The organism is Acidobacteriota bacterium (assembly GCA_016196065.1).
Lineage (GTDB): Bacteria > Acidobacteriota > Terriglobia > Terriglobales > Acidobacteriaceae > Acidiflorens.
This window is the reverse complement of record JACPYL010000010.1, coordinates 650,620-674,212: the sequence shown is the minus strand read 5'-3', so window position 1 is coordinate 674,212 and position 23,593 is coordinate 650,620. Positions and strand designations below refer to the sequence as shown.

21 protein-coding genes are annotated in these 23,593 nt (G+C 57.6%); 13 read left to right on the top strand and 8 right to left on the bottom strand.

Annotated elements, in window-relative coordinates:
- Positions 1 to 31: 31 nt before the first annotated feature.
- Genes HY010_06220 through HY010_06190 form a run of 7 tightly spaced genes read left to right on the top strand, consistent with a single transcriptional unit; the run spans position 32 to position 7,677 of the window.
- Positions 32 to 2,005, top strand: a complete 1,974-nt coding sequence (locus tag HY010_06220) for a HAMP domain-containing protein (GenBank protein MBI3475307.1) — start codon at positions 32 to 34, stop codon at positions 2,003 to 2,005.
- Positions 2,006 to 2,008: 3 nt separating this feature from the next.
- Positions 2,009 to 2,524, top strand: coding sequence for a chemotaxis protein CheW (locus HY010_06215; protein MBI3475306.1), 516 nt, complete (start codon positions 2,009 to 2,011; stop codon positions 2,522 to 2,524).
- A gap of 19 nt (positions 2,525 to 2,543) precedes the next feature.
- Positions 2,544 to 3,446, top strand: coding sequence for a methyltransferase domain-containing protein (locus HY010_06210; GenBank protein MBI3475305.1), 903 nt, complete (start codon positions 2,544 to 2,546; stop codon positions 3,444 to 3,446).
- 20 nt (positions 3,447 to 3,466) lie between these two features.
- Entirely contained in the window at positions 3,467 to 5,584 is a 2,118-nt protein-coding gene (locus tag HY010_06205; protein ID MBI3475304.1) for a chemotaxis protein CheA, read from the top strand.
- Positions 5,581 to 6,681: a chemotaxis response regulator protein-glutamate methylesterase gene (locus HY010_06200; protein MBI3475303.1), complete on the top strand. Its 1,101-nt coding sequence runs from the start codon at positions 5,581 to 5,583 to the stop codon at positions 6,679 to 6,681. Before HY010_06205 ends, HY010_06200 begins: the two co-directional genes overlap by 4 nt.
- A 56-nt stretch (positions 6,682 to 6,737) precedes the next feature.
- Positions 6,738 to 7,178, top strand: coding sequence for a response regulator (locus HY010_06195; GenBank protein MBI3475302.1), 441 nt, complete (start codon positions 6,738 to 6,740; stop codon positions 7,176 to 7,178).
- A 4-nt stretch (positions 7,179 to 7,182) separates the two neighbouring features.
- Positions 7,183 to 7,677, top strand: coding sequence for a chemotaxis protein CheX (locus HY010_06190; GenBank protein ID MBI3475301.1), 495 nt, complete (start codon positions 7,183 to 7,185; stop codon positions 7,675 to 7,677).
- 92 nt (positions 7,678 to 7,769) lie between these two features.
- Here HY010_06190 and HY010_06185 read toward each other — a convergent pair whose 3' ends face one another.
- The 3 genes from HY010_06185 to HY010_06175 form a co-directional block, all read right to left on the bottom strand.
- The gene (locus HY010_06185) at positions 7,770 to 10,151 is read right to left on the bottom strand and encodes a hypothetical protein (protein ID MBI3475300.1); all 2,382 of its coding nucleotides are present in this window, start codon (positions 10,149 to 10,151) and stop codon (positions 7,770 to 7,772) included.
- 177 nt (positions 10,152 to 10,328) lie between these two features.
- The gene (locus HY010_06180) at positions 10,329 to 11,732 is read right to left on the bottom strand and encodes a hypothetical protein (protein MBI3475299.1); all 1,404 of its coding nucleotides are present in this window, start codon (positions 11,730 to 11,732) and stop codon (positions 10,329 to 10,331) included.
- Positions 11,733 to 11,950: 218 nt separating this feature from the next.
- On the bottom strand, positions 11,951 to 12,772 hold the full coding sequence (locus tag HY010_06175; GenBank protein ID MBI3475298.1) for a Ku protein: 822 nt from the start codon (positions 12,770 to 12,772) through the stop codon (positions 11,951 to 11,953).
- A 300-nt stretch (positions 12,773 to 13,072) separates the two neighbouring features.
- Here HY010_06175 and HY010_06170 point away from each other — a divergent pair, with 300 nt between their 5' ends.
- Positions 13,073 to 13,810 carry a DUF92 domain-containing protein gene (locus HY010_06170; GenBank protein MBI3475297.1) on the top strand — a complete coding sequence of 246 codons (738 nt, stop codon included), beginning with the start codon at positions 13,073 to 13,075 and terminating at the stop codon, positions 13,808 to 13,810.
- Positions 13,811 to 13,857: 47 nt separating this feature from the next.
- Here the strand turns inward: HY010_06170 and mreD are convergent, their stop codons facing one another.
- The 5 genes from mreD to HY010_06145 form a co-directional block, all read right to left on the bottom strand.
- On the bottom strand, positions 13,858 to 14,379 hold the full coding sequence (gene mreD / locus HY010_06165) for a rod shape-determining protein MreD (protein ID MBI3475296.1): 522 nt from the start codon (positions 14,377 to 14,379) through the stop codon (positions 13,858 to 13,860).
- A gap of 1 nt (position 14,380) precedes the next feature.
- The gene (gene mreC, locus HY010_06160; GenBank protein MBI3475295.1) at positions 14,381 to 15,547 is read right to left on the bottom strand and encodes a rod shape-determining protein MreC; all 1,167 of its coding nucleotides are present in this window, start codon (positions 15,545 to 15,547) and stop codon (positions 14,381 to 14,383) included.
- Between the two features lie 135 nt (positions 15,548 to 15,682).
- On the bottom strand, positions 15,683 to 16,684 hold the full coding sequence (locus tag HY010_06155; protein ID MBI3475294.1) for a rod shape-determining protein: 1,002 nt from the start codon (positions 16,682 to 16,684) through the stop codon (positions 15,683 to 15,685).
- Between the two features lie 164 nt (positions 16,685 to 16,848).
- The gene (locus tag HY010_06150; GenBank protein MBI3475293.1) at positions 16,849 to 18,138 is read right to left on the bottom strand and encodes a FecR domain-containing protein; all 1,290 of its coding nucleotides are present in this window, start codon (positions 18,136 to 18,138) and stop codon (positions 16,849 to 16,851) included.
- A 185-nt stretch (positions 18,139 to 18,323) separates the two neighbouring features.
- The gene (locus HY010_06145; GenBank protein MBI3475292.1) at positions 18,324 to 18,938 is read right to left on the bottom strand and encodes a TetR/AcrR family transcriptional regulator; all 615 of its coding nucleotides are present in this window, start codon (positions 18,936 to 18,938) and stop codon (positions 18,324 to 18,326) included.
- Between the two features lie 132 nt (positions 18,939 to 19,070).
- Between HY010_06145 and HY010_06140 the strand changes: the two genes are divergently transcribed.
- The 5 genes from HY010_06140 to HY010_06120 all read left to right on the top strand — a co-directional run bounded on the left by HY010_06140 (position 19,071) and on the right by HY010_06120 (position 23,590).
- Positions 19,071 to 19,697 carry an NAD(P)H-dependent oxidoreductase gene (locus HY010_06140; GenBank protein MBI3475291.1) on the top strand — a complete coding sequence of 209 codons (627 nt, stop codon included), beginning with the start codon at positions 19,071 to 19,073 and terminating at the stop codon, positions 19,695 to 19,697.
- 39 nt (positions 19,698 to 19,736) lie between these two features.
- A complete protein-coding gene (locus HY010_06135) occupies positions 19,737 to 20,117 on the top strand; it encodes a DoxX family membrane protein (protein MBI3475290.1) in 381 nt (126 codons plus the stop codon).
- Between the two features lie 105 nt (positions 20,118 to 20,222).
- Complete coding sequence (locus HY010_06130; GenBank protein ID MBI3475289.1) at positions 20,223 to 21,761, top strand: aldehyde dehydrogenase family protein; 1,539 nt, start codon at positions 20,223 to 20,225, stop codon at positions 21,759 to 21,761.
- A gap of 184 nt (positions 21,762 to 21,945) precedes the next feature.
- Positions 21,946 to 22,314, top strand: coding sequence for a TonB family protein (locus HY010_06125; protein MBI3475288.1), 369 nt, complete (start codon positions 21,946 to 21,948; stop codon positions 22,312 to 22,314).
- Positions 22,315 to 22,381: 67 nt separating this feature from the next.
- The gene (locus HY010_06120; protein ID MBI3475287.1) at positions 22,382 to 23,590 is read left to right on the top strand and encodes an aminotransferase class I/II-fold pyridoxal phosphate-dependent enzyme; all 1,209 of its coding nucleotides are present in this window, start codon (positions 22,382 to 22,384) and stop codon (positions 23,588 to 23,590) included.
- Positions 23,591 to 23,593 lie beyond the last annotated feature (3 nt).

Sequence of the window (23,593 nt, the reverse complement as noted above, 5' to 3'; positions counted from 1 at the left end):
TCGCTGCCCCCGGGCAGAGGATGAAAAGCGTATGAACATTGGAAAAAAGCTTTACCTGAGTTTCGGAGGCGTTCTCGCGACCGTCCTGATTTTAGCGATGGTAATTCTGTTTGCCGTGTGGCGCGAGCACGAAACTAAGACCGCCGCGCAACACTCCATGGACATGACGCAGGCCACGTCCACGGTCCGCTTCGAAATGATGCAGAACCGTCTCCATCTCCAGAACTACCTGTTGAGCGGTGACACGCGCGACGTGGAGAAGATGAATGACGGCATCCGCCGTCTGACGGACGCTCTGCGTCGTGCCCAGGGTCTCGCGACCAACGACCAACAACGCTCGAGCCTCGAGAAGGTACAGCAGTTCGAGCAGGGTTGGGGCAATGAATTCGCGACTCCACTGGTGGAAAAGCGCCGTCAAGTGGACAGCGGCAATGCCACCGTCGCCGAACTGCAGATCTTCTATTTGCAGAAGGATCCCGGCTCGTGGGTGTCGCGCTCCAGCGAAGTGCTCGACCAGGTTGATCAATTCAACCTCAAGCTGTTGGAAGAGCGTCGCCGCTCGGACGAATGGCAGGCCACATTCACGGTCGCCATCACTCTGCTCATCGCATTGGTCGCTCTCGGCGTCGGGACGATGATTGCCTACCGCACTTCGAAAGGAATCACGGATCCGCTCAATCGCCTCATCCACGTGGCCCAGCAGATCGGCGATTCCGGCGATCTGGAACATAACATTGACGTCAAGGGACAGGATGAAATCGGGCAACTGGCTCGCACCTTTGACACCATGGTCAAGTACTTGCGTGAAATGGCAGCCGTATCCGAGGCCATCGCGGGTGGAAACCTCACCGTCGACGTCCAACCTCGTTCGGCCAATGACACGCTCGGCAATGCCTTTACAAAGATGGTGGACGGCCTTCGGGGACTGGTGCGCAATGTGCGCGACGCCGCTTCCCAGGTCGCCAGCGCCTCTACGCAGGTCGCCGGCGCGTCCGACGAATCGGCCAAGAACAGTCTGCAGACTTCTTCCGCAATCGATGAAGTCACCAGCACCATGCACGAGATGAGCGTTAACGTGCAGAACATGGTGAAGAGCACGCAGACGCAGGCGTCCAGTGTCAGCGAGACTTCTGCGTCCATCGATCAGATGGTGACCTCGATCCAACGGGTCGCGGACACAGCCAAAGTGCTGCTCGACATCTCCAACCGTTCTCGCGAAGAAGTCCATAGCGGGATTGGGACCATGGAAAAAGCCACCGATGGTTTGAACCGTATCAACACTACGATTCGTTCCTCGGGCGAAATCATCGACGCACTGGGTTCGCGCGCCGACAACATCGGCAAGATTGTCGAGGTGATCGACGATCTCGCCGAACAAACCAACCTGCTGGCGTTGAATGCCGCCATCGAAGCAGCTCGCGCCGGTGAGCATGGGCTTGGATTTGCCGTTGTGGCCGATGAAGTACGCAAGCTGGCAGAGAAGTCGGCTCAGTCCACGAAGGAAATTTCGGAATTGATCCAGAGCATCCAGAAAGAAGCACGACGCGCGGTCGACAACATGGAAAAGAGCACCGCGATCGTGAACGAAGGCTTGAATCTGGGACAAGACCTCAACGGTGCACTGCGCAAGATTTCGAACGTCGTCACCGAGGTTTACAAGTTTGCGCAGGAAATCGGCGCCGCCACCAACGAACAGTCGCATGGTTCGTCGCAGATTGCCCGTGCCACCACTCGCCTGAACGAGATTACGCACGAAATCAATTCCGCGGTCGAAGAACAGGCTTCGGGAGCACAAGCGGTCGTGAAAGCCATGGAACGCATGCGGGAACTTGTGCAGAACTCGACTTCGGGTTCGACAGAACTGGCCGCTTCGGCGGAACAGATGTCAAAGATGTCGCGCGACCTGCTCGGCTCGATGGATACTTTTTCATTACGGCCGGGTGAAGGCACGTCCAGCATGTCCCGGGGCGCGGCCCGCCATGCCACCGCTGGAGGGCGCCAGTAGCCTATGAGCCGGGAAACCCAAGTCGTAGGTTTCCGAGTAGGACGCGAAACCTACGGCATACCCATCGCGTCCCTGCACGAAATCGTGCGCGTACCAGAAATTACGGCCGTGCCGGATGCTCCCGCTTACATGGAGGGAGTCATCAACCTGCGCGGCAAGATCGTTTCCGTACTCGACCTGCATAAACGCTTCGGTAAGAGTGCGACTCCTCTGCACCGTCGCAGCCGGATTCTGGTGGTCGAACACAAAGGGCGACTGGCCGGAATGATCGTGGACGAGGCCTCCGAAGTCATCAAGATTCCCGAATCCGAAATCGAACCTGCCCCTGGCATGATGCAGGAAGGCGGGTTGGACTGCGTAACCGGGCTGGGGAAATACCTGGGACGGCTCATCATCCTGCTCGACGTAGGAAAGATATTGGAATTCCGGCAGACCGCTACTCCGGAATCGGCATCGGACACCGCAGTTGGCACTACCGGCAAAGCGGCGGCGCAAAGCGCAGTCGCCGGGAAAAAATAACACTGGCACGCGACCAATCATGAATACAAGCGAAGCGCCTTTGCTCACGGAGTCCGAACTGAAGCTGTTGCAGGCGCTGATCTACCAGGAATGTGGCATGCATTTCGACGAGCGGCGCACTCATTTTCTTGAGGACCGCCTGCAACGGCGCCTGAAAGAATGCCAGCTCGATTCTTTCTACAGCTACTACCGGTTATTGATCAGCCAACAGGGCAAGGCGGAATTGGCCATTCTGCTGGAAAACCTGACCGTCAACGAAACCAGCTTCTTCCGCAACAAGGCCCAGCTTGAACTGTTCCAGCGGGACGCTCTGGAAGACATTCTGCGGCGTAAGCACGAACGCCATGACTACAGCCTTCGCCTCTGGAGCGCGGGATGCTCCACCGGACAAGAGCCGTACACGATGGCGATGATGATCGCGGACGCGCTTGCTTATTACCATCTGCGCAATCCCATCGCGCACGAAAACACTTTCCCGAAGCCGTTGATTCCGGCGCCGTGGCGTCTGGAGATCCTCGCCAGCGACATCAGCTATTCCGTCCTGCGCGCCGCCCAGGAAGGCTTTTACAACGAACACCAGATGTCGACAGTGGACTATGGTTCCCGGCTGCGCTACTTCGACAAAGTAGGCGACCGCTACGTAATCAAGAAGGGATTAAAAGAACTAATCCACTTCGACTTTCACAATCTCAAGACCGAATATCTGCCCCAGCGCAACGATGTGATTTTCTGCCGCAACGTAATGATGTACTTCGACGAAGCGGAACAGAAGCGGCTGGTGGAAAAGTTCTATCGCTGTCTGAACCCGCAAGGATACCTTTTTGTCGGCCACGCGGAGACCCTGCGCGGACTGAGTGAAAAGTTCCAGATGGTGCACCACAACGCGGGAACCGCTTACCAACGCATTGAGGTGAATGGGTGACGTCTCCCCCCGATGACCGGATGTCCGAGCTGCACGACTTGTTTTTTGAGAGTGCCGGGGAACTCGTCCAGGCTCTCAACGAGCAGGCGCTGGTGCTCGAGAAGTCGCCAGGCGACGCGGAAACGCTGCGCGGCATCCGGCGGACGGTCCACACTCTCAAGGGAGACGCGGCGGCCTGCGGGTTCAACGAACTCAGCGAACTGGCACACGAATTCGAAGATGTCCTGACCCTGGAAAACCCTGAGGCCAATCCATTCGTGCCCGACGTCGCCCTGCGCGCGGCTGACGTTTTTGTCGCGTTGCTGGAAGCCTATCGAAATCAGAAGAAGACTCCCGATATCGGACCGTTGCGCGCCGAGATTGCCCGATTGGCACATCCCAGCGCAGCCAAGGCGGCTGAAAAGAAGCCCAGCAAGCGAGTGGTGACGGTCACGCCCTGGTCAGAATACGAACAAGTCACCATCGATCGCGCAGTCAGCGAAGGCCGGCGCGTATACCACATTCGCGTGCAGCTCGATGCGCAATGCGCCATGCCCATCGCTGCCCGCCAGCTCATCCAGGTGGCACTGTCTTCTTTAGGAGAAGTGCTGGCCATCTATCCCGAGAAAGAGGCGGTCGTCAGCCAGTTGGAGATTGCACTGGCTTCGGAAAAATCCGCCGAAGTGATTCGAGCTAAATGCCGGATTCCGACCATCGCGCAAAGTGCCAAGGTCGTGCTCTGGAAAGGAAAAGTTTCCTCTGGCACCCCCGCGGTGGCTTCTCCGGAACCGGAGACCGAGGGCCCGGCGGCCGCACCGTCGCGGGAAGTTGCGACGCATGTCCCGTCCGAGGAATCGGCGGCGACAGTCGCCTCTCCGACCACCGACAACACGCTGCGAGTCGATGCCGAAAAGATCGATACTGTACTCAACCTGGTCGGCGAACTCATCCTCGCAAAATCGATGTGGCAGCAGACCTTGAACGAATTTGGAGAGCGCTTTCCGAAGGACGATCTCCGCGGCAAGTTTTCCGATGTCATGGCCTTTCAGGCGCGCGCGCTGAACGATCTGCAACGCTCGGTGATGAAAATCCGCATGGTTCCGGTCGAACAACTTTTCCGCCGCTTTCCACGCGTCGTGCGCGACGTCGCCCGGCAGTGCGGGAAAGATATTGAACTCGTTGTGAAGGGTGCCGACACCGATCTCGACAAGCGCATTCTCGATGCACTCGCCGAACCGCTCACTCACTTAGTGCGCAATGCCATCGGACACGGCATCGAAACTTCCGAAGAGCGCGTGCGCGCTGGGAAACGTGGGCAGGGAACGCTGCGCCTGAACGCGTATCACCAGGGCAACCAGGTCGTGATCGAAGTCTCTGACGATGGACACGGCATTGAAATCACCAAAGTGCGCCAGCGTGCGCTCTCGCAGGGTCTGCTGACTGCGGAAGAAGCAACCATACTCAGCGATGCGCAGACGGTCGAACTCATTCTTCGCCCCGGCTTCAGCACGGCAGCCGAAATCACGGAGCTTTCAGGTCGCGGAGTTGGTCTGGACGTCGTGCATAGCGTGATGGAACGCTTGAAGGGCACGGTACAGATCGAAACCGAAGCGGGCCGCGGCACCACCTTCCGGCTGCGTCTGCCGCTCACGCTGGCCATTATCAAAGCGCTGCTGTTTAAAGTGGAGCAGAGGCTCTACGCGATTTCATTGAACTCGGTGGTAGAGATTACCCGCACCACGGAAGACCAGGTCCATCAAGTCGAGAATTACGAAGTGCTGCAACTGCGCAATCAGGTGCTGCCGCTCTTGCGCCTGGGAGCACCCCCGCAACCGGGGACTGCCTCCGCGAGAGACAAGATCTTTGTGCTCGTCACCAGTAGCGGCGACCGCAAGTTTGGCTTGATCGTCGACGACCTGGTAGGCGAAGAAGAACTCGTCATCAAGGCGATCGACGACCAGTCGATTGCAACCGACCTGATCAGTGGCGCGTCGATTCTCGGCGATGGCCGCGTGGTCCTGATCCTCAACCTGCTCGCGCTGGTGGAACGCTTCACCAAGGCGGGCGGCCGGGCAGCCGACAGCCGGCTTGCAGGTTTGCTGCGAACCGTGCCCAAAATTGCACCGCAGGCGCACCACACGGCGGGAGGGCACGCATGAGCAATCCCGTACGCGTGCTGGTAGTGGACGACTCCGCACTCATGCGCAAGCTGATTCCGAAGATCCTGGAACGCGACGACTCCATCGAAGTCGTTGGCACGGCCATGGACGGAAACTTTGGCCTGAAGAAAATTGAAGAGTTGTCGCCTCATGTCATCACGCTCGATCTGGAAATGCCGGGCCTGAATGGCATCGACACGCTGAAAGAAATCATGCGGCGCTGGCGGCTTCCCGTAATTGTGGTCAGCTCGCACAGCACCGCAGGTGCATCGATCACCCTAAAAGCGTTGGGGCTCGGCGCGTTCGACTTTGTTGCCAAACCCGCCGACGTATCGGCGCGCATGCCTGAGATCGCCAACGAACTGATCGGCAAGATCAAAGCTGCAGCCCAGAGCAAGAGCTTTCGCGCCCGTCAGGTGCCCGAGGGGTTACAACGTGGTCAGAAGGCAGGGTCGGCTCGAACCGGCGCACCCTCGCGCGTCATTGCGATCGGAGTTTCCACAGGCGGGCCGAACGCACTGCAATTTCTTTTCTCACAACTTCCGGCGGAATTTCCAGGCAGCATCCTGGTCGTCCAGCACATGCCGGACGGCTTTACCGAGATGTTTGCCAAGCGGCTCGATGAAACCTGTGCGATTCGCGTCAAGGAAGCCCAATCCGGCGACCTGCTGCTGGCGGGACGCGTCCTGATCTGCCCGGGCAACCGGCATATCAAGGTAAAGAAACTGCCATTGGGAAACGTCGTCATTTTGACCGAAGACGCGCCCGTCAATGGGCATCGCCCTTCGGTAGACGTGTTGTTTCGCAGCATGGCGGAAGAGTTTGGCTCGCAAGGCGTCGCTGTAATCATGACGGGAATGGGCGACGATGGGGCATCCGGTCTGGGCGCAGTACGGGCTGCCGGAGGGGTCACAATCGCGCAGAGCGAAGAGTCCTGCGTGGTCTATGGCATGCCAAAAGCGGCCATTGACAGGGGTTTTGTAACCAGGGTCGTTCACCTGGAAGACTTACCGAATACCTTACAAGCACAAAGCGCGCCCGAACGGACCAAGGCAGACTCGGGTCATGGCCGGACGACTAGTGCCGGAAGTAACTAGGGTTACCTACCGAAAGGTGGATATCCCGTGATATTGCTTAGGAGGGGAGAAGTGTCATGGAACAGTTTGCGCCCGTAAAACGGAGCGAAGACGGACAACCCGTTCGCTACCTGATTGTGGACGACTCTGTTTTCGCCCGCAAGAATCTTGCCCGCATGGTGGAGTCATTTGGCGGACAAATCGCAGGCGAGGCCGGAGACGGAATAACCGCCATCAGCGAATACGATCGGGTCTCGCCCGACATCGTTCTCATGGATATCACTATGCCGCAGATGGAAGGCATTGAGGCGGCGGAAAAAATCGTCCGCGAGCATCCCGATGCGCGCATCGTGATGGTCTCTTCCGTCGGCTACCAGGAAAATATCGTCGCCGCATTGCAGCGCGGCGCACGGCATTTCGTGCAGAAGCCGGTGAAGCCCGAAGTCCTGTATGAAGTGATCAAGTACGTCATGAAGGATGATGGGGCTGCAGCCCGCACCGCTGGAGCAGGAGCCTAGTCCGATGCGCATGGAGCTGATCCAGCCGTTCATCAACTCGGCGGATGCGGTCCTCGCCCAGGGACTGCAAGGTCCTACGTCCGTCGAAAACCTCAGTATGGAAGAAGAGGCTTATCGACGCCGGGGCGTGGCCGCCGAAATCTGCCTGACCGGCGACATCGAAGGCCGCATCATTTTTGACCTGGCCCCCGAAGTGGCCGTGAAAGTAGCCAGTTGCATGGCCGGCGAGGAGTTGCCCCAGACCAACGACCTGGTCCGCGAAACCGTCTGCGAACTTGCCAACCAGATTATCGGCAACGCGGTCACCACATTGAACGACCAGGGATTCCACTTCCGCGTTCATCCCCCGCACATGCTCACGACCGAGCACGGCACCAAAAGCAGCGAAGACACAGAAGCCCTCGTGATGTGCTTCAATACCACCAGCGGGACCGTCTTCATGAATGTCGCCCTGCGCTATCACCCCAGCGGAGTCGCGGAACACGCCGTCGCCGGGTGACAAATCAGTGGTTCGTGATTAGTGGCTAGTGGTTCGTGGTTCGCTCTCGCCTGCCAATTTCTTCTTTACCCGTGGTCCGCCGTTGATGCTTGCTAGTACCTTGCCACGATCTTGACCACTCCCGTACTCCCCGCCGGAATCGTAATGCTCTCCTGCGCTGGATCAAATTCAGTCCACGTCTTGCCATTCAGAGTTACCGACTTCAACTGTCGTTGGCCTGGCGTTCGCAGCCGCAATTTCGTCGTCGCTCCAAACTGATTTTTCGGCAGGTCGATTGTTGCCACGATCTCGCCTTGCTTCAGATGCGACTCCATCGACAATCCGATTTTTCCCCAGCGTGTCGGTGCTCCCGATACAGAAATCTTCTTGCCGTCTTCGAACCACTGCCTCGGGATCGCTTTCCCGAGCCAGAGTGTCTCTGCCATCGGATCTTCAAAGACCAGGATCCATCGCGTCATCATCGCGACCGCTAACTGTGCGGGCGTGCAATATGGAGCGGCCGGACTCTCGTCGAAGACTGGACGCGTCTCGGGCGCGGTCCACGTGCCGCGCGTGAACTGATGCGCCATCACGGAATACATCAACAGCAACGCTTCGCGAGTCATGTCGTGCTGGATCAACCCGTAAGCATAGCCATAGGACAGGAAGCCGGCCATCGCGCCAGTCTTGTAACCGTATGCGGTCGGCACTCCCAGAATTACGTCGTGATGTTTCGAGCGGTACTGCACAATCGACGCCACTTCATCTTTGGACAGGATGCCGGAGTGCAACATCTCCATATACGCTCGGTAGGAACGAAACTGCGGGTCTGAATTATCGCGCGGCACGACCACGTGGAACGGTTCCTTCACTCCCGCAATGGAGGGCAGAATGGTCTCGCCATCCACTTTCAGATACGACTTCGTGATCGCATTCTGGATGTCGGCCTGCAATTCCTTCGATTCCGCAACCAGGCGTTTGCCCCATGCGCTCAACTCTTCGTTCTTGGTCTGCTGTCCGATCTTGACCCACACTTGTCCAAGATCCCGGAATCCCCGCGCTGCTTCTGTGCTGTTCGAGAAATAGGGTTGCATGTAGCGCGGCGGATCGGCATCAAGGCATGCGTCAGCCTCGCTCCATCCCGCGATCATTCCGTAGGCGGGATCGCTCTTCGGCAACTGCTTCGCTTTCTCCCGCAGGCCAAGCAAAAGTTTCGTCACGCCATCGATGCGGCTCCTGCGCTTGATGAGCAGAGCCGGGTCGCCGCCATAGTTCGCAAATTGCGCGAGCACCGTCAGCATCCGCCCGTACTGCCCTGTTTCCGGGCCGCGGTAGAGGATGGACCCATCGTCGCGGACGAACTCTCCGAAATAGTTGTCGATATAGCGCCCCGCTCGATCGATCAGTCCCCATTCCAGCATGGCCGCCGTGTCGACGTTGAATGTGTCCGGGAACCCGTCGTGCTCGCTGCCCGCATAGTCCTTGTCGACCACGCCATATTTCGGAAAGTCGGCGACTCGCGTCATCATGTCCCGCACGAGGGCGAACCGCGCCATGTTGCCGACGCGCTCATCGGGGACATCAATCTTCATCCCCGGCGCCAGCATCCGCTGCCATCCGTCGTGCAGATCCACTAGGTCGCGGTAGAAAACCTTGGCATCGTATTCCGTTCGTGGCGGGAAGGGATGGTACGAGTCGATGTAGTGAACCCATTTCATCGCGCCGTCTTCGACGTGCACGATCCGGTACCAGGCGGGTTGAATGCGGTTGTTGCCGTTTGAAATTCGCAACGGCGCGAAGGAAATCATCTCCGTCCAATTGCCGGGAGACTCCGGATAAACGAACCGCACAACCGGCAAGTAACCGCCCACCAGGCCGTCCCATACTTTTCCCTGCCGGCGAATCTCGTTGATCGGCGGGTAGTACGGAGCGGGATCGAATTCAGGTGTGCGCCCACCATACTGGAAGCCGATCTTGTCGATGGATTCAGGAGTGCCCACGAAACTGTATGTCTGCATCTTGCGAATCGGAGCAAAAATTCCAGCGATCTCCTCGTAGTCAGGATCGCCCCTCTTCGCCAAAATCTGATCGCCCAACAGGTCGGAAGCGCTATTCATAATCTCGGCAAGTGTGTGCCCGAGGTAGAGCTTGGCCGGATCTTCCGAAGTTGACTCGAGAGATTTCGGCAAATCGAGCCGTACTCCCCGCAGATCGACGACCAGCAGATGTCCCGTCTGGCTCGTGAAATCTTCCAGAATGGCGGAAGCGGGCACCCCCTTCGCGTCGCTGGCAATCTCCATCAGCGTCCATTCGCCGAGTCGCTCTCCCACGTGGACAAGCGAAGGCTGGCCTTGAAAAAGAATCCCCGCTGCGGACGGACCCGCAAAGCGGAGAACTTTGATCTTCGCGTCACCGGCGCTCTGCGCGTTCGCCAGCGCGGAAAACAGCACGACAGCTAATGCGGATAGATAGACCACCATCGATTTTCTGGACACGTTTTCTCCCCGGACACATCCAGCACCAGTGACTTCGTCGCTGGGGCGGAGGTCTTCAGCGCAAGCGAAGTCTGACGATTCGTTTTGAGCGCACCATGAAATCGTGCGCAAGTGAATGCAAAGAGCACAATGATTGACGGGAATGATCTTCTTCTGGGTGCAGGCCAGCTTCGTCCCCTACGGCCCCGCAATCAACCACACCGGATTTTGAGGCGGCGGCTGGTTGTCACTATTCGGCGGCCGCGAACTTGCGGGAGCTTTCAGATTCAGCAAGTAGGTATCGGTCGAGGTATCCACCACATTGACATTGCCCGCGTCGCAGCTTGCGAGATAGACGCGAGAACTGTCTCCGCCCGCGGCCATCGTGAAGCGGAAGGCTGTCGTCCCGCATATTGGGGGCGATGAAGGAAACAAGCTCGTGAATCCTGGGACCGCCGTCGCGGTCTTGATGGTGTGGCTCGAAGTATTGATCACGGTGACTTGCGGACAGATATTGCTCGCGGAATCGACGTAATAAGATCCGACGTAAATGCGGCTGCCATCGGGCAGAACTGCCACCGACACAACATTCAGCGGAGTTGTGGCGGTGGCTGCACACGGATCCTGTGCGCCGCGCGCGGAAGGTGGAACGGTTGGGATCGAAACCACTAGCGGAGCCGGTGGTTGCGACGAGGACACGTCAACGATCGCCAATTGAGGCACATTCCCCGCGCCCGAAGGTATGTACAAGCGGTTCAAATGGCCGTCGTACACCATGTACTTCGCGCCGGCTGCCGTAACACTCGATTCGGTCACAGTGTCAGGCCCGGCGGTGGCTGTCGTGTCTAATGTCGCCAGGGAACCGTTCGCCTCCAATGCGTAGACGCGCTGGCTATCCGAACGCGAGACCATCCAAAGCGGCGCCGAACTCAGCGCGATTGGAGTTTGGTTTCTGGGCGACCGGTCAATCGTGTTGAAGTTGCTGATGGTGCCATCGCCATTGTTGGCCACGTAAATCTTCTTCGCATCTTGAGTTTCAACGACTGCGACCGGACTGGCTCCCACGGGAATCGTCGCGACTGTGCTGGTCGCAGTGTTGACCACGGCCAACGAGGGTACAACGACGCCTGGGTTGTTGATCGGGTCGGGCACAAAGTTGGGTAGCGTAACGTAGGCCGTACCCGACTCCGTGCTCGCGACGAAATTCGGTGCGGAGTCCGGCGGCAAGGCAATCGTATTCGTATTCGCAATCTGGGTTCCGAAGAATGTGACTCTCGTCAGTGAGTCGCCGATTGCCCCGGTCACGGAATGATTGACCACCAGGACCTGGTTCGCGGTCTGCTGCACTGCGTGGACGGGAGCCAAGCCGACATCGGCCACTCCCACCTCCGTATCGCCGGAAACGTTGATCGCCGTAACGCTGCCGCGATCGCTCTGCGATCCGTTGGTATTGTTGTCGCTGATTGCCACCACCGAATGGGCGGCACGGGGATCGGGAAATTTCGGCGGATTAGGAATAATCACCGGACGGAAAGTGTCGCCGCATCCCGTACAAATCAGGAACAAAATCACAATCACGCACAGCCACAGAAACCGCTTCATTCGCACTCCGTTGAAAAAGGGTCACCGATAGACGGAACCGATATTGTAGCGGGAAGGACGGGAGAAGGGGAAATTGGGCCGAACGGAGCTGGCCGCCCGTCCTTTGCTGTTCGTCCTTCGCGCCTCAGCACCCGCACCGAATGTTGGATGCGCGTTGGTGCTCCTAAAGCATCTGGTATTGCGAAAAGCGAACGACGAAAAGCGAACGACGTCTTCGGCTATCGGCTCTTCCGCGACTTGGCCGGAACCTCTTCCTTCTCCGAAGCCGCCGGCTTCTTCGTCTGTGCCAGGCTTTCCTTCAGGGCCGCCATCAGGTCGATCACGGGCGCCAACTTCTTCGGCTTCTCCACTTCCTGCACTTCTCCGCCCTCGAGCTTGGCTTCGATGAGCTTCTTCAGGTTTTCCTGGAAGGAGTCGTGATATTTATCCGGATCCCAATCGCCCGCCAGCGCTTCGATCAACTGGTGCGCAACTTTGAGTTCCGCGTCTTTGATTTCTACATCTGGTGCGCCAAACGATTCGACTTCCTTCACTTCCTCTTTGTAGTACATCGTGTGCAGCATCATTCCGCCTTTGTGCGGACGCAGGAACACGGTGTACTCGCGGTTGTGCATGGTCAGCTTGGCGATGGCGACGAATTCACTTTCCTCAAGCGCCTTGGTAAGCAGCGCGTACGGACGCCGTCCCGCCTCTTCCGGAGTCATGTAATACGACGACTCGAAATACACAGGATCCACGTCGCTTGCCTTGACGAATTCGAGGATTTCCATCGTCTTGGCAGTCTTCGGTTCGATCTTCTTGATCTCTTCCGGTTCGATGATGACGTATTCGTCCTTGCGATACTCGTAGCCCTTGACCGTATCCGAACGTTCGATCACCTGGTTGTCCGCCGGACAATACAGTTGCTGCTTCACGCGCTGATGATCGGTGCGATGCAGCATGTTGAACGAGATCCCATTACTACGCGCCCCGGAAAATAGACGCACGGGCATCGAGATAAGTCCAAACGTCAGATATCCAGACCACACCGAAGCTGCCATCGTGTCACCCCAAAGACTTTTTAGGTAGAGACGAGGCTTGCCTCGTCTCGGGTCGTACAGGAGACGCGGCGAGCCACATCTCTACGCAATATTTTGATGTTGCAACCCGCGATCGCAGAAAAACAAAACTCCGCCAAGCGTACAGAAGTGTAGCCTACTGTCCTGGGGGCTCTACCACCAGATTACGGGGCGAATCCAGAGGACAAGCACTACAGGAAGCGGTTGCCCCAACGCCGGCCCGAAATATAGTAGGTCGGAGCCTTGTAGACTGCAAATGCACCGTTCCTATCGAGGTTTTGGATGCTGAAGTTGTATCTGGCGTATAGCTGGACTTCGTCTCCTGGCCGCATCGCAATCGCGGTGGCAGTGACGATCAGCTTCGCCCTACTGGCCCGCGCTCTGCGTGGAGTCACCCGTTCCGGCATGTTGGCCGGCGGAGCGACCTGCCTCCTGCTCCTCGCCGGCGTTGGACCCGTCGCCTTTGCGGCACTGGCCGCACTATTCCTATTGACGTGGGTCTCCACGCGCTTCGGATATCGCCGCAAGGAGGACATCGGCGTCGCCGAACGTGGCGATGGGCGCAACGCGCGTCAAGTCCTCGCCAATCTTGCGATACCGGCCCTGGCATCGGCCGCTTTCGCGGTCACCGGAACTCGCGCATGGATTGTCGCCGTGATCGCCGCGCTCGCTGAAGCCGCCACCGATACAGTTGCGAGCGAAATCGGTCAGACTTCCAGCCCCACCGCTTTCTTGATCACCACCGGACGGCGCGTGCGCGCCGGCACAGACGGAGCCATCACGATCTCCGGCACCCTCGCGGGAATGATTGCCGGCGCCGTAGTAACCGCGGTAGCCGCGTTCGGCGGCCTGATCCCCACATCGCAATTGTGGATCCCATGCACAGCAGGATTGGCGGGAATGTTATTCGACAGCCTGCTAGGAGCAACGCTGCAACGTAAAGGATGGATGAGCAACGAAGCAGTAAATTTTTTCGGCACGATCGCGGCAGCAGTTTTAGGTTTAGTTCTCAGCAGGTAGGCGGGAGGGTCAGCTAGTGGCTAGTAGCCAGCAGCCAGTAGCTGCTCCTAAGTCCTCTGCTTCAATCGGTCCAGCAGCGCGTACAGAAAGACTCCGAGGACCGCGTTCGCGACAGCCGATCCCAGTTCGTGAGTCCAGCTCCATTCCAGGTGGAGGGTGACGAGTCCACGAGCGATTGTGAAGTAGATCACTTCGTGGACGACGTAAAAAACTAGCGTCAGCAGGAGGCGCGCCCCGGCGTTTTCAACATCCAGCTTGATGCCAAGCGAGGACGCGAGGAATCCGATCACGGTCTTCGAGATTCCGTAGAGTCCGATCGGTTGATGGGTGAGAGCGTCTTGAAAAATTCCGATCAGTGCACCGGTAAAAATTCCGGCCATCTGGCTACGGCGGGCAATTGCGAAACTGATCGTCACCAGGAGTGGCAGATCGAAGATCGTCAGAAAATGGAGCGGCCCGCGAGGCAAATATGCCTGCAAGAAAATTGCGGTCAGCGGAATCAGGATGGTCGCCGGAATACCGAAACGGTAAACCTCAACCTGCTCGCCGGATGTGTAAGTAAGGGCCACGTTATTGAGGACTATCCTGAGTTGGAGGTTGCGGTTTCGGTTCAGTGGCGGGCTTGGCAGCTTTGGCCGGCGCTTTCTCAGTGCCAGTTCCTGATGCTGCAGGCGAACTCGTCCCACCGGACGGTACGGTTGAAATTGCTTTCCGCGTCACCACAGCCCCTGATCCTTCTCCGGCGGGATTCGCCGTCTTCGGTTTGGCCTGTCCTGTATTGCCCGCTGCTGCCCCTGGCGAGGGAGCCGCGCCCGTGACGGCATCCGCTGGCTTGGGTGGCACGGTCGGCAGACGCTCCGCCAAAATGTCCGCGGCGCGCGACGGTCCGGTGGGATCAGGCTCGGCCTGCCGCTCGTCAATCTTGGTGACGACCAGAACTTCTTCGAGTTTGCTCAAGTCCGCCGTCGGCCTTACCTGGATATTGAGGAAGAGATCTCCCCCCGGAGTCACTCTCGCCACGCGTCCAATCGGCAGGCCTTTCGGAAAAATTCGGTCTCCGCCGCTGGTCAGCACCAGTTCTCCTGCCGGAACCTGCTCATCGCTCATGACTCGTTCGAGAGCAACTTCGCCGGACGGCATCCCTCGCAGGATGCCCTGCAAACGCGACTTCTCCATGATCGCTCCGACGCCGCTGGTCTGATCGCTGATCAGCAGCACGAGCGATGTTGAACGGTAGACGTGCAACACTTTCCCGACGACTCCCTCGGCAGTGATCACCGCCATGTCGCTCTTGATGTTGTCCCGTTCACCCTTGTCGATGTAGATCGCGCGCGATTGCTCGCTGCCGGTCGATCCAATGACTTGGGCGGCCATGGTTTGCGAAATGAATTGTTCCTTGAATGCGAGCAGCGCCTGTAAACGCCGCGCCTGGTCCGCATCCTGAGTCAGACGGACCTGGTCGATGCGCATCTGCTCGATCTGCTGTTTGAGATCTCGATTTTCCGCGCGCACGCCACGCAGAAAGAGATAGTTATGCCAGACATTGCCGGTGGAACTTTGTACCCAGACCAGAGCCTTTTCCAGTGGGGTGATAGCTCCCACCGTCCACACGCGAATCAGACGGCTGGAATCAGTGTCCGTCGTGCGCTTGACCTGCACGGCCAGTCCCAGCACCTGGACGAATAAAACTCCGACCAGCACAATCAGATTCCGGTAGCGGCCGAGGACAGTTTCCATAACACCAGTGGAGAGTGGTCAGTGGCTAGTTGTTAGTTCTCTGCGAACCGCCATCCTCAAGAATTGTCATCCTGAGCGAAGCGAAGGACCTGCTGTTGCTCGCTCGAAGCTCGGAGCCCGAAGCTCGCAGCGCCCTTATTCGATCGAAATCTTGCGCAGCAGCTTGAAATCCGAAAGCATCTTGCCGGTCCCCAACACCACGCTGCACAAGGGATCGTCCGCAATCGAAACCGGTAGTCCGGTTTCTTCGCGGATTCGCTTGTCGAGATTCTTGATCAGCGCGCCGCCCCCTGTGAGCACGATGCCGCGATCGCTGATGTCGGCCGAAAGTTCCGGCGGCGTACGTTCGAGCGCCACGCGGACAGCGTTCATGATCGTCGATACGCACTCGCTGAGTGCTTCGCGAATTTCGCTGTCATCCACGGTGATCGTCTTGGGCACGCCTTCAATCAGGTTGCGCCCTTTGATTTCCATCGTGAGCGGCTTGTCGAGCGGATACGCCGATCCAATTTCCATCTTGATCTGTTCGGCGGTACGTTCGCCGACCAGCAGGTTATATTTGCGCTTCAGGTAATTCATGATGGCTTCATCCATCTGATTACCCGCCATCCGCACGGACCGCGAATACACGATGCCGCTCAAGGAAATGACCGCGATATCAGTCGTACCGCCGCCGATGTCGACAACCATGTTGCCGCTCGGTTCGGTGATAGGGAGTCCCGCACCGATCGCCGCCACCATCGCCTGTTCCACGAGATACACTTCGCTGGCTTTCGCGCGATACGCCGAATCCATGACCGCGCGCTTTTCTACCTGAGTGATTTCCGAAGGCACGCCGATCACAATGCGCGGGTGCACCAGCATCTTGCGGTTGTGCGCTTTCTGAATAAAGTAGTTCAACATCTTCTCGGTGACTTTGAAGTCGGCGATGACGCCATCTTTCATCGGCTTGATGGCGACGATGTTGCCGGGCGTGCGGCCGAGCATCTCTTTCGCTTCTTTGCCGACGGCTTCCACTTCATTGGTGTTCTTGTTGAGCGCGACAATGGAAGGTTCGTTGACGACGATCCCTTTGCCGCGCGCGTACACCAGTGTGTTGGCCGTGCCGAGATCGATTGCCAGATCGCTGGAGAACATACTGAACAGCGAACGCAAATTATGAAAGCGCGAGGCTCCGTTATGAAACCCGTTGTTTGACATGGGAGTACTTCTCTCTTTTTGGGCTGTTCCCCTATTTTATTGGATATTCAGACAAACCGCTCGCCCCGGCTGCCACTCGCTTGTGCTGAACATCAAAATCGCTACTGGATGACGATTTTTTCCTGACGGGTATTCACACCGCCCTTGGAATTTTGCGCCGTCACCGTAATCATATTCTCGCCGTTCGGCAGCGGTGGAGTGAAATAGTGGAATGACCCATCATCGGCAACAATCGGCACTTCCCTGCCGTTGACCATCACCCGCGCACCACCCTCGGTCTTGCCTTGCACCTCGATCACGTGCCCATGCTGGATGAAAGGATCGAGGTCCAGCGAAAGTTCTACCTTTTCTTTTGCTCGCGGAATAATCGTGAACCGGTTCTTTTCGCTCTCCACCGATTCTTTACCCGCCGCGTCATAGGACTGGATATCCCAGTAGTACGCGCCCTGCCCCAGTCCCGTCACCATCACATTCGGACTTTCTACTTTTCGGTCCAGCAGCAGCGACGAGAAGTAAGGATTGTGCGAAATGCGCAGCCGGTATCCCACTGCGCCCGCCATCGCGGTCCAGTTAAACTCCACATCTTTCGACTTTTCGCCCTCGGTGATAAAGATCGGCATCATGTTTCCTGGCGCCATCGGAGTCGGTGGCCCGACTTCCTTACCTTTATCCATGCTCTTGGACGCAACTTGAAAACTGACCTTCTCCCAGTTCGACAGCTTGACCACCTCGCCATTGCGCTCGATGTCGCCGCTGCCCTTCTTCACCAGAATTTCGTGCTGGTCGGATCGCGGATCGTTGCGCACCATCGCCGACGAATCCGGAGCCAGTGAAGCCTTCGCTCCCGCAACGATGACCTGCGATTTCGATCCCTGCACATACGTCGCGGTCGTCAGATCGACGGTGCCTGTCGTTACCGCCACCGAAACGTTGGTCTGCTGCTGATCGTTCGCGGAGTTTTCTTCAATCACGATCAGCGAATCCTGCTTCACGGTGTAGTTCGTGCCGTCGTTGAACACAACCTTCGCCATTCCCTCGGCGCCGGTCTGTACAACGTCTCCCTTTTCGAGTGGGACGTTGTAATCCGCTTTGATCCAACTGTTGCCGTTCGCTTTGCGGACGCGGATGGTTCCATCGAGAGCCGTGAAATGCGCCTGCTGAGAAACTGCTGCGGAGGTTTTCTGGATTGGAGGCGCGAGCCCGGCAACTTTTTCAAGCAGCGAGGTCGTAAAACCCCCTACCGCTTTCATTCCGGAATCGGTGAATTGCGGAAATGCGAAGTGCATCGCCGCAAAAAGGATCAAGGCTCCGCCTAACAGCATCAGAAAGACGCTGCGGTACGTTACCGTCTTCCAGGCAACGTAAATTCCCGGCTTCGCTTTATTCGACACGAGCCTCGCCCACCTCTGTAAAATCTCTGAGATTGTGGCTAATCTTCAACTAATGACAATCATATCCCCGTGAGTGCTGGTAACAGATAGGGGTCAGGGGGTTTAGAGGTTACGAAAGTGACCTCAAATGAGCCGGCAGCGAGCGGGGACAAAAGCGGAGACGGCAGGCATACGCGGGAGTCCCTCTACACGCGACCCTCGGAAACAATCTCGGCGTCCGACGCAACCCCGGCCATCATGATCGGGTGAATCAGATCGACCGCCAGTTGGACAAATTCCTCCTGCGGCAACCGGTCGGCGCTGTCGACCCATTGCTTCACCGCTCCGTAGATCGCCCAGCTCACGGTGGCTGCGATTGTTTCTGGAGCCACGCGGCGTTCCATCGGGTGTTGTCGGAACCCGTCCAGCAGAACTTCGCGGATCTGATCGATGACCTTCGACTGAAGAAACGGTTCGTATTGATGTTGTTTGGACGAAAGTGACTTCTCCGCCTCAATCAGATACTCGCAAACCGTCAGAATGATGACCTGCAACGCGGAGGGGCACGTGCCGTCAAACTGCACATTTTTCTCTTCCAAGATGTCCAAAAAGCTGACCCGGATGAATTCCTCGAGAAGCGCGAACTTGTCGGAGTAGTGCGCGTAAAAAGTCGCCCGGTTCAGAGTTGCCGCCTCCGTAATGTCCTGGACCGAGATCTTGTCGAACTCTTTCTCTTCCAGCAGGCGTCGCAAAGCGTCCTGCAGGAGGTTTCGCGTCCTGCGGATCCTTGGGTCCAGGCGTTCGCAATCCTTGTGAAGCATATATATCCCTCAACCACTTAGAAGCTTATCAGAACCTCATGTGTTGCCTATAGTACATCTGTTGTACGATAGTTATGCAACGTTTGTCGTTTACTAGTCATCTGATGTTTTATAGGCAGAAAGAGGCAGAAAATGGCAACGTTAATCAAGTTTGATTCCAGCCCAATGGGCGACCGCTCCATCTCCCGAAAGCTAACAGAGAGTTTCGCGGAAACCTGGTTGGAAACCCATCCCGGGAGCAAGGTGATTGAGCGGGATCTGAGCCAACTGAATCTGACCGTAGTCGATAGTCTTTGGGTCTCCGCCGCGCACACGCCAGAAAATGCGCATAATGCCGATCAAAAGCAGGCGCTTGCCCTTTCCGATTCCCTGATCGCGGATCTGCAACAAGGCGATGAATACGTTTTCGGCGTTCCCATGCACAACTTCAGCGTGCCCGGAAACCTCAAGTTGTGGATCGACCAGGTGATGCGCGCCGGCAAAACATTTTCCTACACAGCGAACGGGCCCACCGGCTTACTGGCCGGAAAGAAGGCAACTCTCCTGATTGCCAGCGGGGGAGCGTATGGAAAAGGCAGCGCGATGGCTTCGTTCAACTTTGTCGCTCCCTATCTCGAAACCGTACTCGGCTTCATGGGCATCACGGAGGTGACCACCATCTCCGCCGAGGGGACGTCCCAGCTCATGTCCGGCAAAGTGGACCCCAAAGTCTTTCTGGCGCCTTCGTTGGAAAAAGTCCACGTGCACGCCAGTCGTTAAGAGTTCGGATTGCGACTTCAACAAGGAGAAATATCGATTATGAAAACAGCATCTCTGATCGCACGTCTGCTGCTGGGCCTGATCTTTCTGGCGTTCGGCCTCAACGGCTTCCTGCACTTCATTCCTCTGCCGCCCCCGACAGGCGCCGCCGCACAGTTCTTTGGCGCGCTCTTTTCCTCGCCGTACTGGATGACGATCTTCGCCTTGCAAGTGCTGGGTGGGATACTTCTTTTGATAAACCGCTACGTACCTCTTGCGCTCGTGTTTCTGGCGGGAATCATCTTCAACATCCTCTTCTTCCACATCTTCATGGCACCAACTGGCCTGCCGCTGGCGTCCTTCGTGATCGTGCTGTGGATCGTTGTGGCGTTGCGGAACAAGCAGCACCTTGCCCCCATCTTCGTCGCGCGCTCGGAGTAAGAGTGCGCTCTGCGGGCGGAGCCATGAAGCGTGGAAGCCGCCCTCCCTTGCCCGTCTTTGCCTCGGTTGTTAGCATAGACATTCTGCAATTTTCGAGGAGGCTTTATGGCGACCGATACCATCACCGGCCCGGCAATCTTAGGGAGCACCACCAAAACGCGGGTTTTCAAGAACTACATCGACGGCGAATGGGTTGAGTCCCAGGGCGGCCAGACTTTCGAAGACCGTAATCCCGCCGACCACCGCGAAGTTGTTGGCATCTTCCAGCGCTCGAATAAAGCCGATGTCGATGCCGCCGTGGACGCGGCCAAGCGCGCGTTCGCAAAATGGCGTCTGGTGCCTGCTCCGCGCCGCGCGGAAATGGTCTTTCGCGCCGCTGAAATCCTCATCGAACGTAAGGAAGACTATTCCCGCGAAATGACCCGCGAAATGGGCAAGGTTCTCAAAGAGACCCGCGGAGACGTGCAGGAAGCCATCGACGCCGCCTATTACAACGCGGGCGAAGGCCGCCGCATGTTCGGTCCGACCGTGCCATCGGAGTTGCCCAACAAGTTCGCCATGGCTGTCCGGCAGCCGATCGGCGTCTGCGGCATGATCACGCCGTGGAATTTTCCAATGGCCATCCCGTCCTGGAAGCTGTTGCCTGCGATCGTCTGCGGCAACACCTGCGTGATCAAGCCTGCGCAGGACACTCCACTCTCCACTTTCAACCTGGTCCAGGCCCTGACTGATGCGGGCGTTCCGAAAGGCGTTATCAACATCGTTTCCGGATACGGCAATGAAGTCGGCACGCCCCTCACCGAGCATCCCGTAGTTCGTGCCATCTCGCTGACCGGATCTTCGGCCGTCGGCAAGATTGTGGGAGCAACCGCTGCGCAGAGTTTCAAGCACTGCTCGCTCGAACTCGGCGGCAAGAATCCGATGATCGTCCTCGACGACGCCAACCTCGACCTCGCCATTGAAGGCGGCCTCTGGGGTGCGTTCGGCACCACCGGACAGCGCTGCACCGCCACCAGTCGCATCATCGTGCAGAAAGGTGTGTATCGCGAATTCGTCGACCGCTTCGTTGCCCGCGCCAAGAAACTGAAGATCGGCAACGGTCTCGATGAAACGGTGGAGATGGGTCCGGCCGTCAACGAGAATCAGATGAAGACCGATCTGAAGTACATCGAGATCGCGAAGGCGGAAGGCGCGAAGTTGATGTGCGGCGGCAATCGTCTCGACAAAGGCGACTACCAGTACGGATGGTTCCTCGAGCCCACGGTATTCATCGATGTCGATCCCAAGATGCGCATCGCGCAGGAGGAAGTCTTTGGTCCGGTGGTCGCGATCATTCCCTGCGACGATCTCGCCGACGCCATCGAAATCGCCAACAACATTGAATATGGACTTTCGTCCGCCCTCTATACGAAGAATGTGAACCAGGCATTCAGCGCGATTCGCGATCTGGACGCGGGCATCACTTACATCAACGCTCCTACCATCGGTGCTGAAGTTCATCTGCCCTTCGGCGGCGTCAAAGCCACTGGCAACGGCCATCGCGAAGGCGGCATCGGCGCAATCGACTTCTACACCGAGTGGAAGGCCGTCTACGTCGACTACTCCGACACTTTGCAAAAGGCGCAGATTGATCGGCCGGAGTAGTCCGCGATCGATCTTCAGCACGACTCAGCACCATGATTCAGCCGCTCGGACTTCGATTCCAGCGGCTGATTTCTTTTTTGAGAAAACTTTAGCAACATGAGCCACATTTAATGACAGCTGTAATCTTGCTGACCCTCTCCCGGTAGAACTACCGTATTCCTTAGTACGTGATCGCGGAGATACGGTGTCTCAAGTATTCGTCAGGCTTTTCCGTTCGCTTGCTCTTGCTGCCCTGCTCAGCTTTTCTCTGATTCCAAACGCTCATGCTCAGAACGACCAGAAGTCGCCGAAAACTCCCCGCCGCCTTCTGGTCAACATCAAGCCTGACTACCCTCTCCCCATGCGGAACGCTCATATCGGGGGGATGGTGCGGATGAATGTCACCGTTTCTCCGGCCGGAAATGTAACGAAGATAGAATTGATTGGCGGTAACGCTGTTTTTTCCGAAAGCGCTGTCAAGGCCGTCATGAAATGGAAGTACGCTCCGGCCGCCACTGAGACCACGGACGAACTGCAGTTTCGCTTCAATCCCGACTCTCCCAACTCTCGCTAACCGCCGCTGAATGGCGCCGTTCGGCCCTCGAACTCCTGTACAATTTGAGCGAAACGGAGCGCCTCGCATGTCCGTAACTCAGACCCACGAAATCTGTTCCGCCGACCGCCTGCGGCATGTCCGCTATGCGATCCGCGATCTCGCCTGCATCGCCGACGAAGTGGCCAAACAGGGCCACAAGATTCTTCCTCTCAACATCGGCGACCCCATCACGTTCGACTTCCAGACACCGACTCATCTCATCGAGGCGGTCTACAAGGCGATGCGCGACGGTAAGAACGGATACGCTCCTTCGTCGGGCGTGAAGGAGGCGACCGACGCGATTCGCGGTGAAGCCTCACGTAAGGGGATCACTACGATTCAAGACATCTTCGTGACTTCCGGGGTCAGCGAAACCGTCGACATCTGCCTGGCCGCGCTACTCAATCCCGGCGACAACCTGCTGACGCCCTGCCCCGACTATCCGCTCTACTCAGCGGTTCTGGCCAAGCTCGGTGTCGAACTGAATGCCTACTACCTCAACGAAGACGATGGATGGCAACCGGATCTCGAAGATATCAAGAAGAAGATCACGCCCCGCACGCGCGGGATCGTTCTCATCAATCCGAATAATCCCACCGGCTCGGTCTGCACCAGAAAGATGCTTGAGCAGATAGCTGAACTCGCGCGCCAGCACAACCTGATCATCTTCGCCGACGAAATCTACGACAAGCTCATCATGGACGACGATCCTCACGTTGCCGTGGCCGCAGTTGCGCCCGACGTTCCGGTCATCACCTTTGGTGGACTATCGAAAAACTATCTCGCCCCCGGATGGCGCATCGGATGGGGCATTGCCAGCGGGGATGCAGCGGCCATCGGCCCGTATCTCGAAGGCGTCAACAAATTACTGCGCTCGCGTTTGTGCGCGAATCATCCCGAACAGTACGCGATCAAGCCTGCACTCGAAGGCCCGCAGGACCATCTGCCCGAAGTGAAACGCAAACTTCGTTCCCGTCGCGATCTGACGATGAAGTGGTGCAGCGAAACTCCGCGCGTCAGTTGCGTCTCTCCGCGCGGCGCGTTCTATGCCTACCCGTCGATCGATATTCCGGAAGGCGATGACATCTTCGTCACTGAACTGATTCGCCAGAAACACGTCATGGTCGTCCATGGATCAGGCTTCGGGCAGCGTCCCGGAACGCAACACTTCCGGATCGTGTACCTGCCAGACGAGCAGATACTCTCCAAGGCATACGGAGCGATTGCTGACTTCATGCGCGAACGCTACGCATAACCT

Coding starts and splice junctions, on each gene's coding strand:
- HY010_06220 (MBI3475307.1), top strand. CDS start 32: ATGAACATTGGAAAAAAGCTTTACCTGAGTTTCGGAGGCGTTCTCGCG.
- HY010_06215 (MBI3475306.1), top strand. CDS start 2,009: ATGAGCCGGGAAACCCAAGTCGTAGGTTTCCGAGTAGGACGCGAAACC.
- HY010_06210 (MBI3475305.1), top strand. CDS start 2,544: ATGAATACAAGCGAAGCGCCTTTGCTCACGGAGTCCGAACTGAAGCTG.
- HY010_06205 (MBI3475304.1), top strand. CDS start 3,467: ATGTCCGAGCTGCACGACTTGTTTTTTGAGAGTGCCGGGGAACTCGTC.
- HY010_06200 (MBI3475303.1), top strand. CDS start 5,581: ATGAGCAATCCCGTACGCGTGCTGGTAGTGGACGACTCCGCACTCATG.
- HY010_06195 (MBI3475302.1), top strand. CDS start 6,738: ATGGAACAGTTTGCGCCCGTAAAACGGAGCGAAGACGGACAACCCGTT.
- HY010_06190 (MBI3475301.1), top strand. CDS start 7,183: ATGCGCATGGAGCTGATCCAGCCGTTCATCAACTCGGCGGATGCGGTC.
- HY010_06180 (MBI3475299.1), bottom strand. CDS start 11,732: ATGAAGCGGTTTCTGTGGCTGTGCGTGATTGTGATTTTGTTCCTGATT.
- HY010_06175 (MBI3475298.1), bottom strand. CDS start 12,772: ATGGCAGCTTCGGTGTGGTCTGGATATCTGACGTTTGGACTTATCTCG.
- HY010_06170 (MBI3475297.1), top strand. CDS start 13,073: ATGCTGAAGTTGTATCTGGCGTATAGCTGGACTTCGTCTCCTGGCCGC.
- mreC (MBI3475295.1), bottom strand. CDS start 15,547: ATGGAAACTGTCCTCGGCCGCTACCGGAATCTGATTGTGCTGGTCGGA.
- HY010_06155 (MBI3475294.1), bottom strand. CDS start 16,684: ATGTTCTCCAGCGATCTGGCAATCGATCTCGGCACGGCCAACACACTG.
- HY010_06145 (MBI3475292.1), bottom strand. CDS start 18,938: ATGCTTCACAAGGATTGCGAACGCCTGGACCCAAGGATCCGCAGGACG.
- HY010_06140 (MBI3475291.1), top strand. CDS start 19,071: ATGGCAACGTTAATCAAGTTTGATTCCAGCCCAATGGGCGACCGCTCC.
- HY010_06135 (MBI3475290.1), top strand. CDS start 19,737: ATGAAAACAGCATCTCTGATCGCACGTCTGCTGCTGGGCCTGATCTTT.
- HY010_06130 (MBI3475289.1), top strand. CDS start 20,223: ATGGCGACCGATACCATCACCGGCCCGGCAATCTTAGGGAGCACCACC.
- HY010_06120 (MBI3475287.1), top strand. CDS start 22,382: ATGTCCGTAACTCAGACCCACGAAATCTGTTCCGCCGACCGCCTGCGG.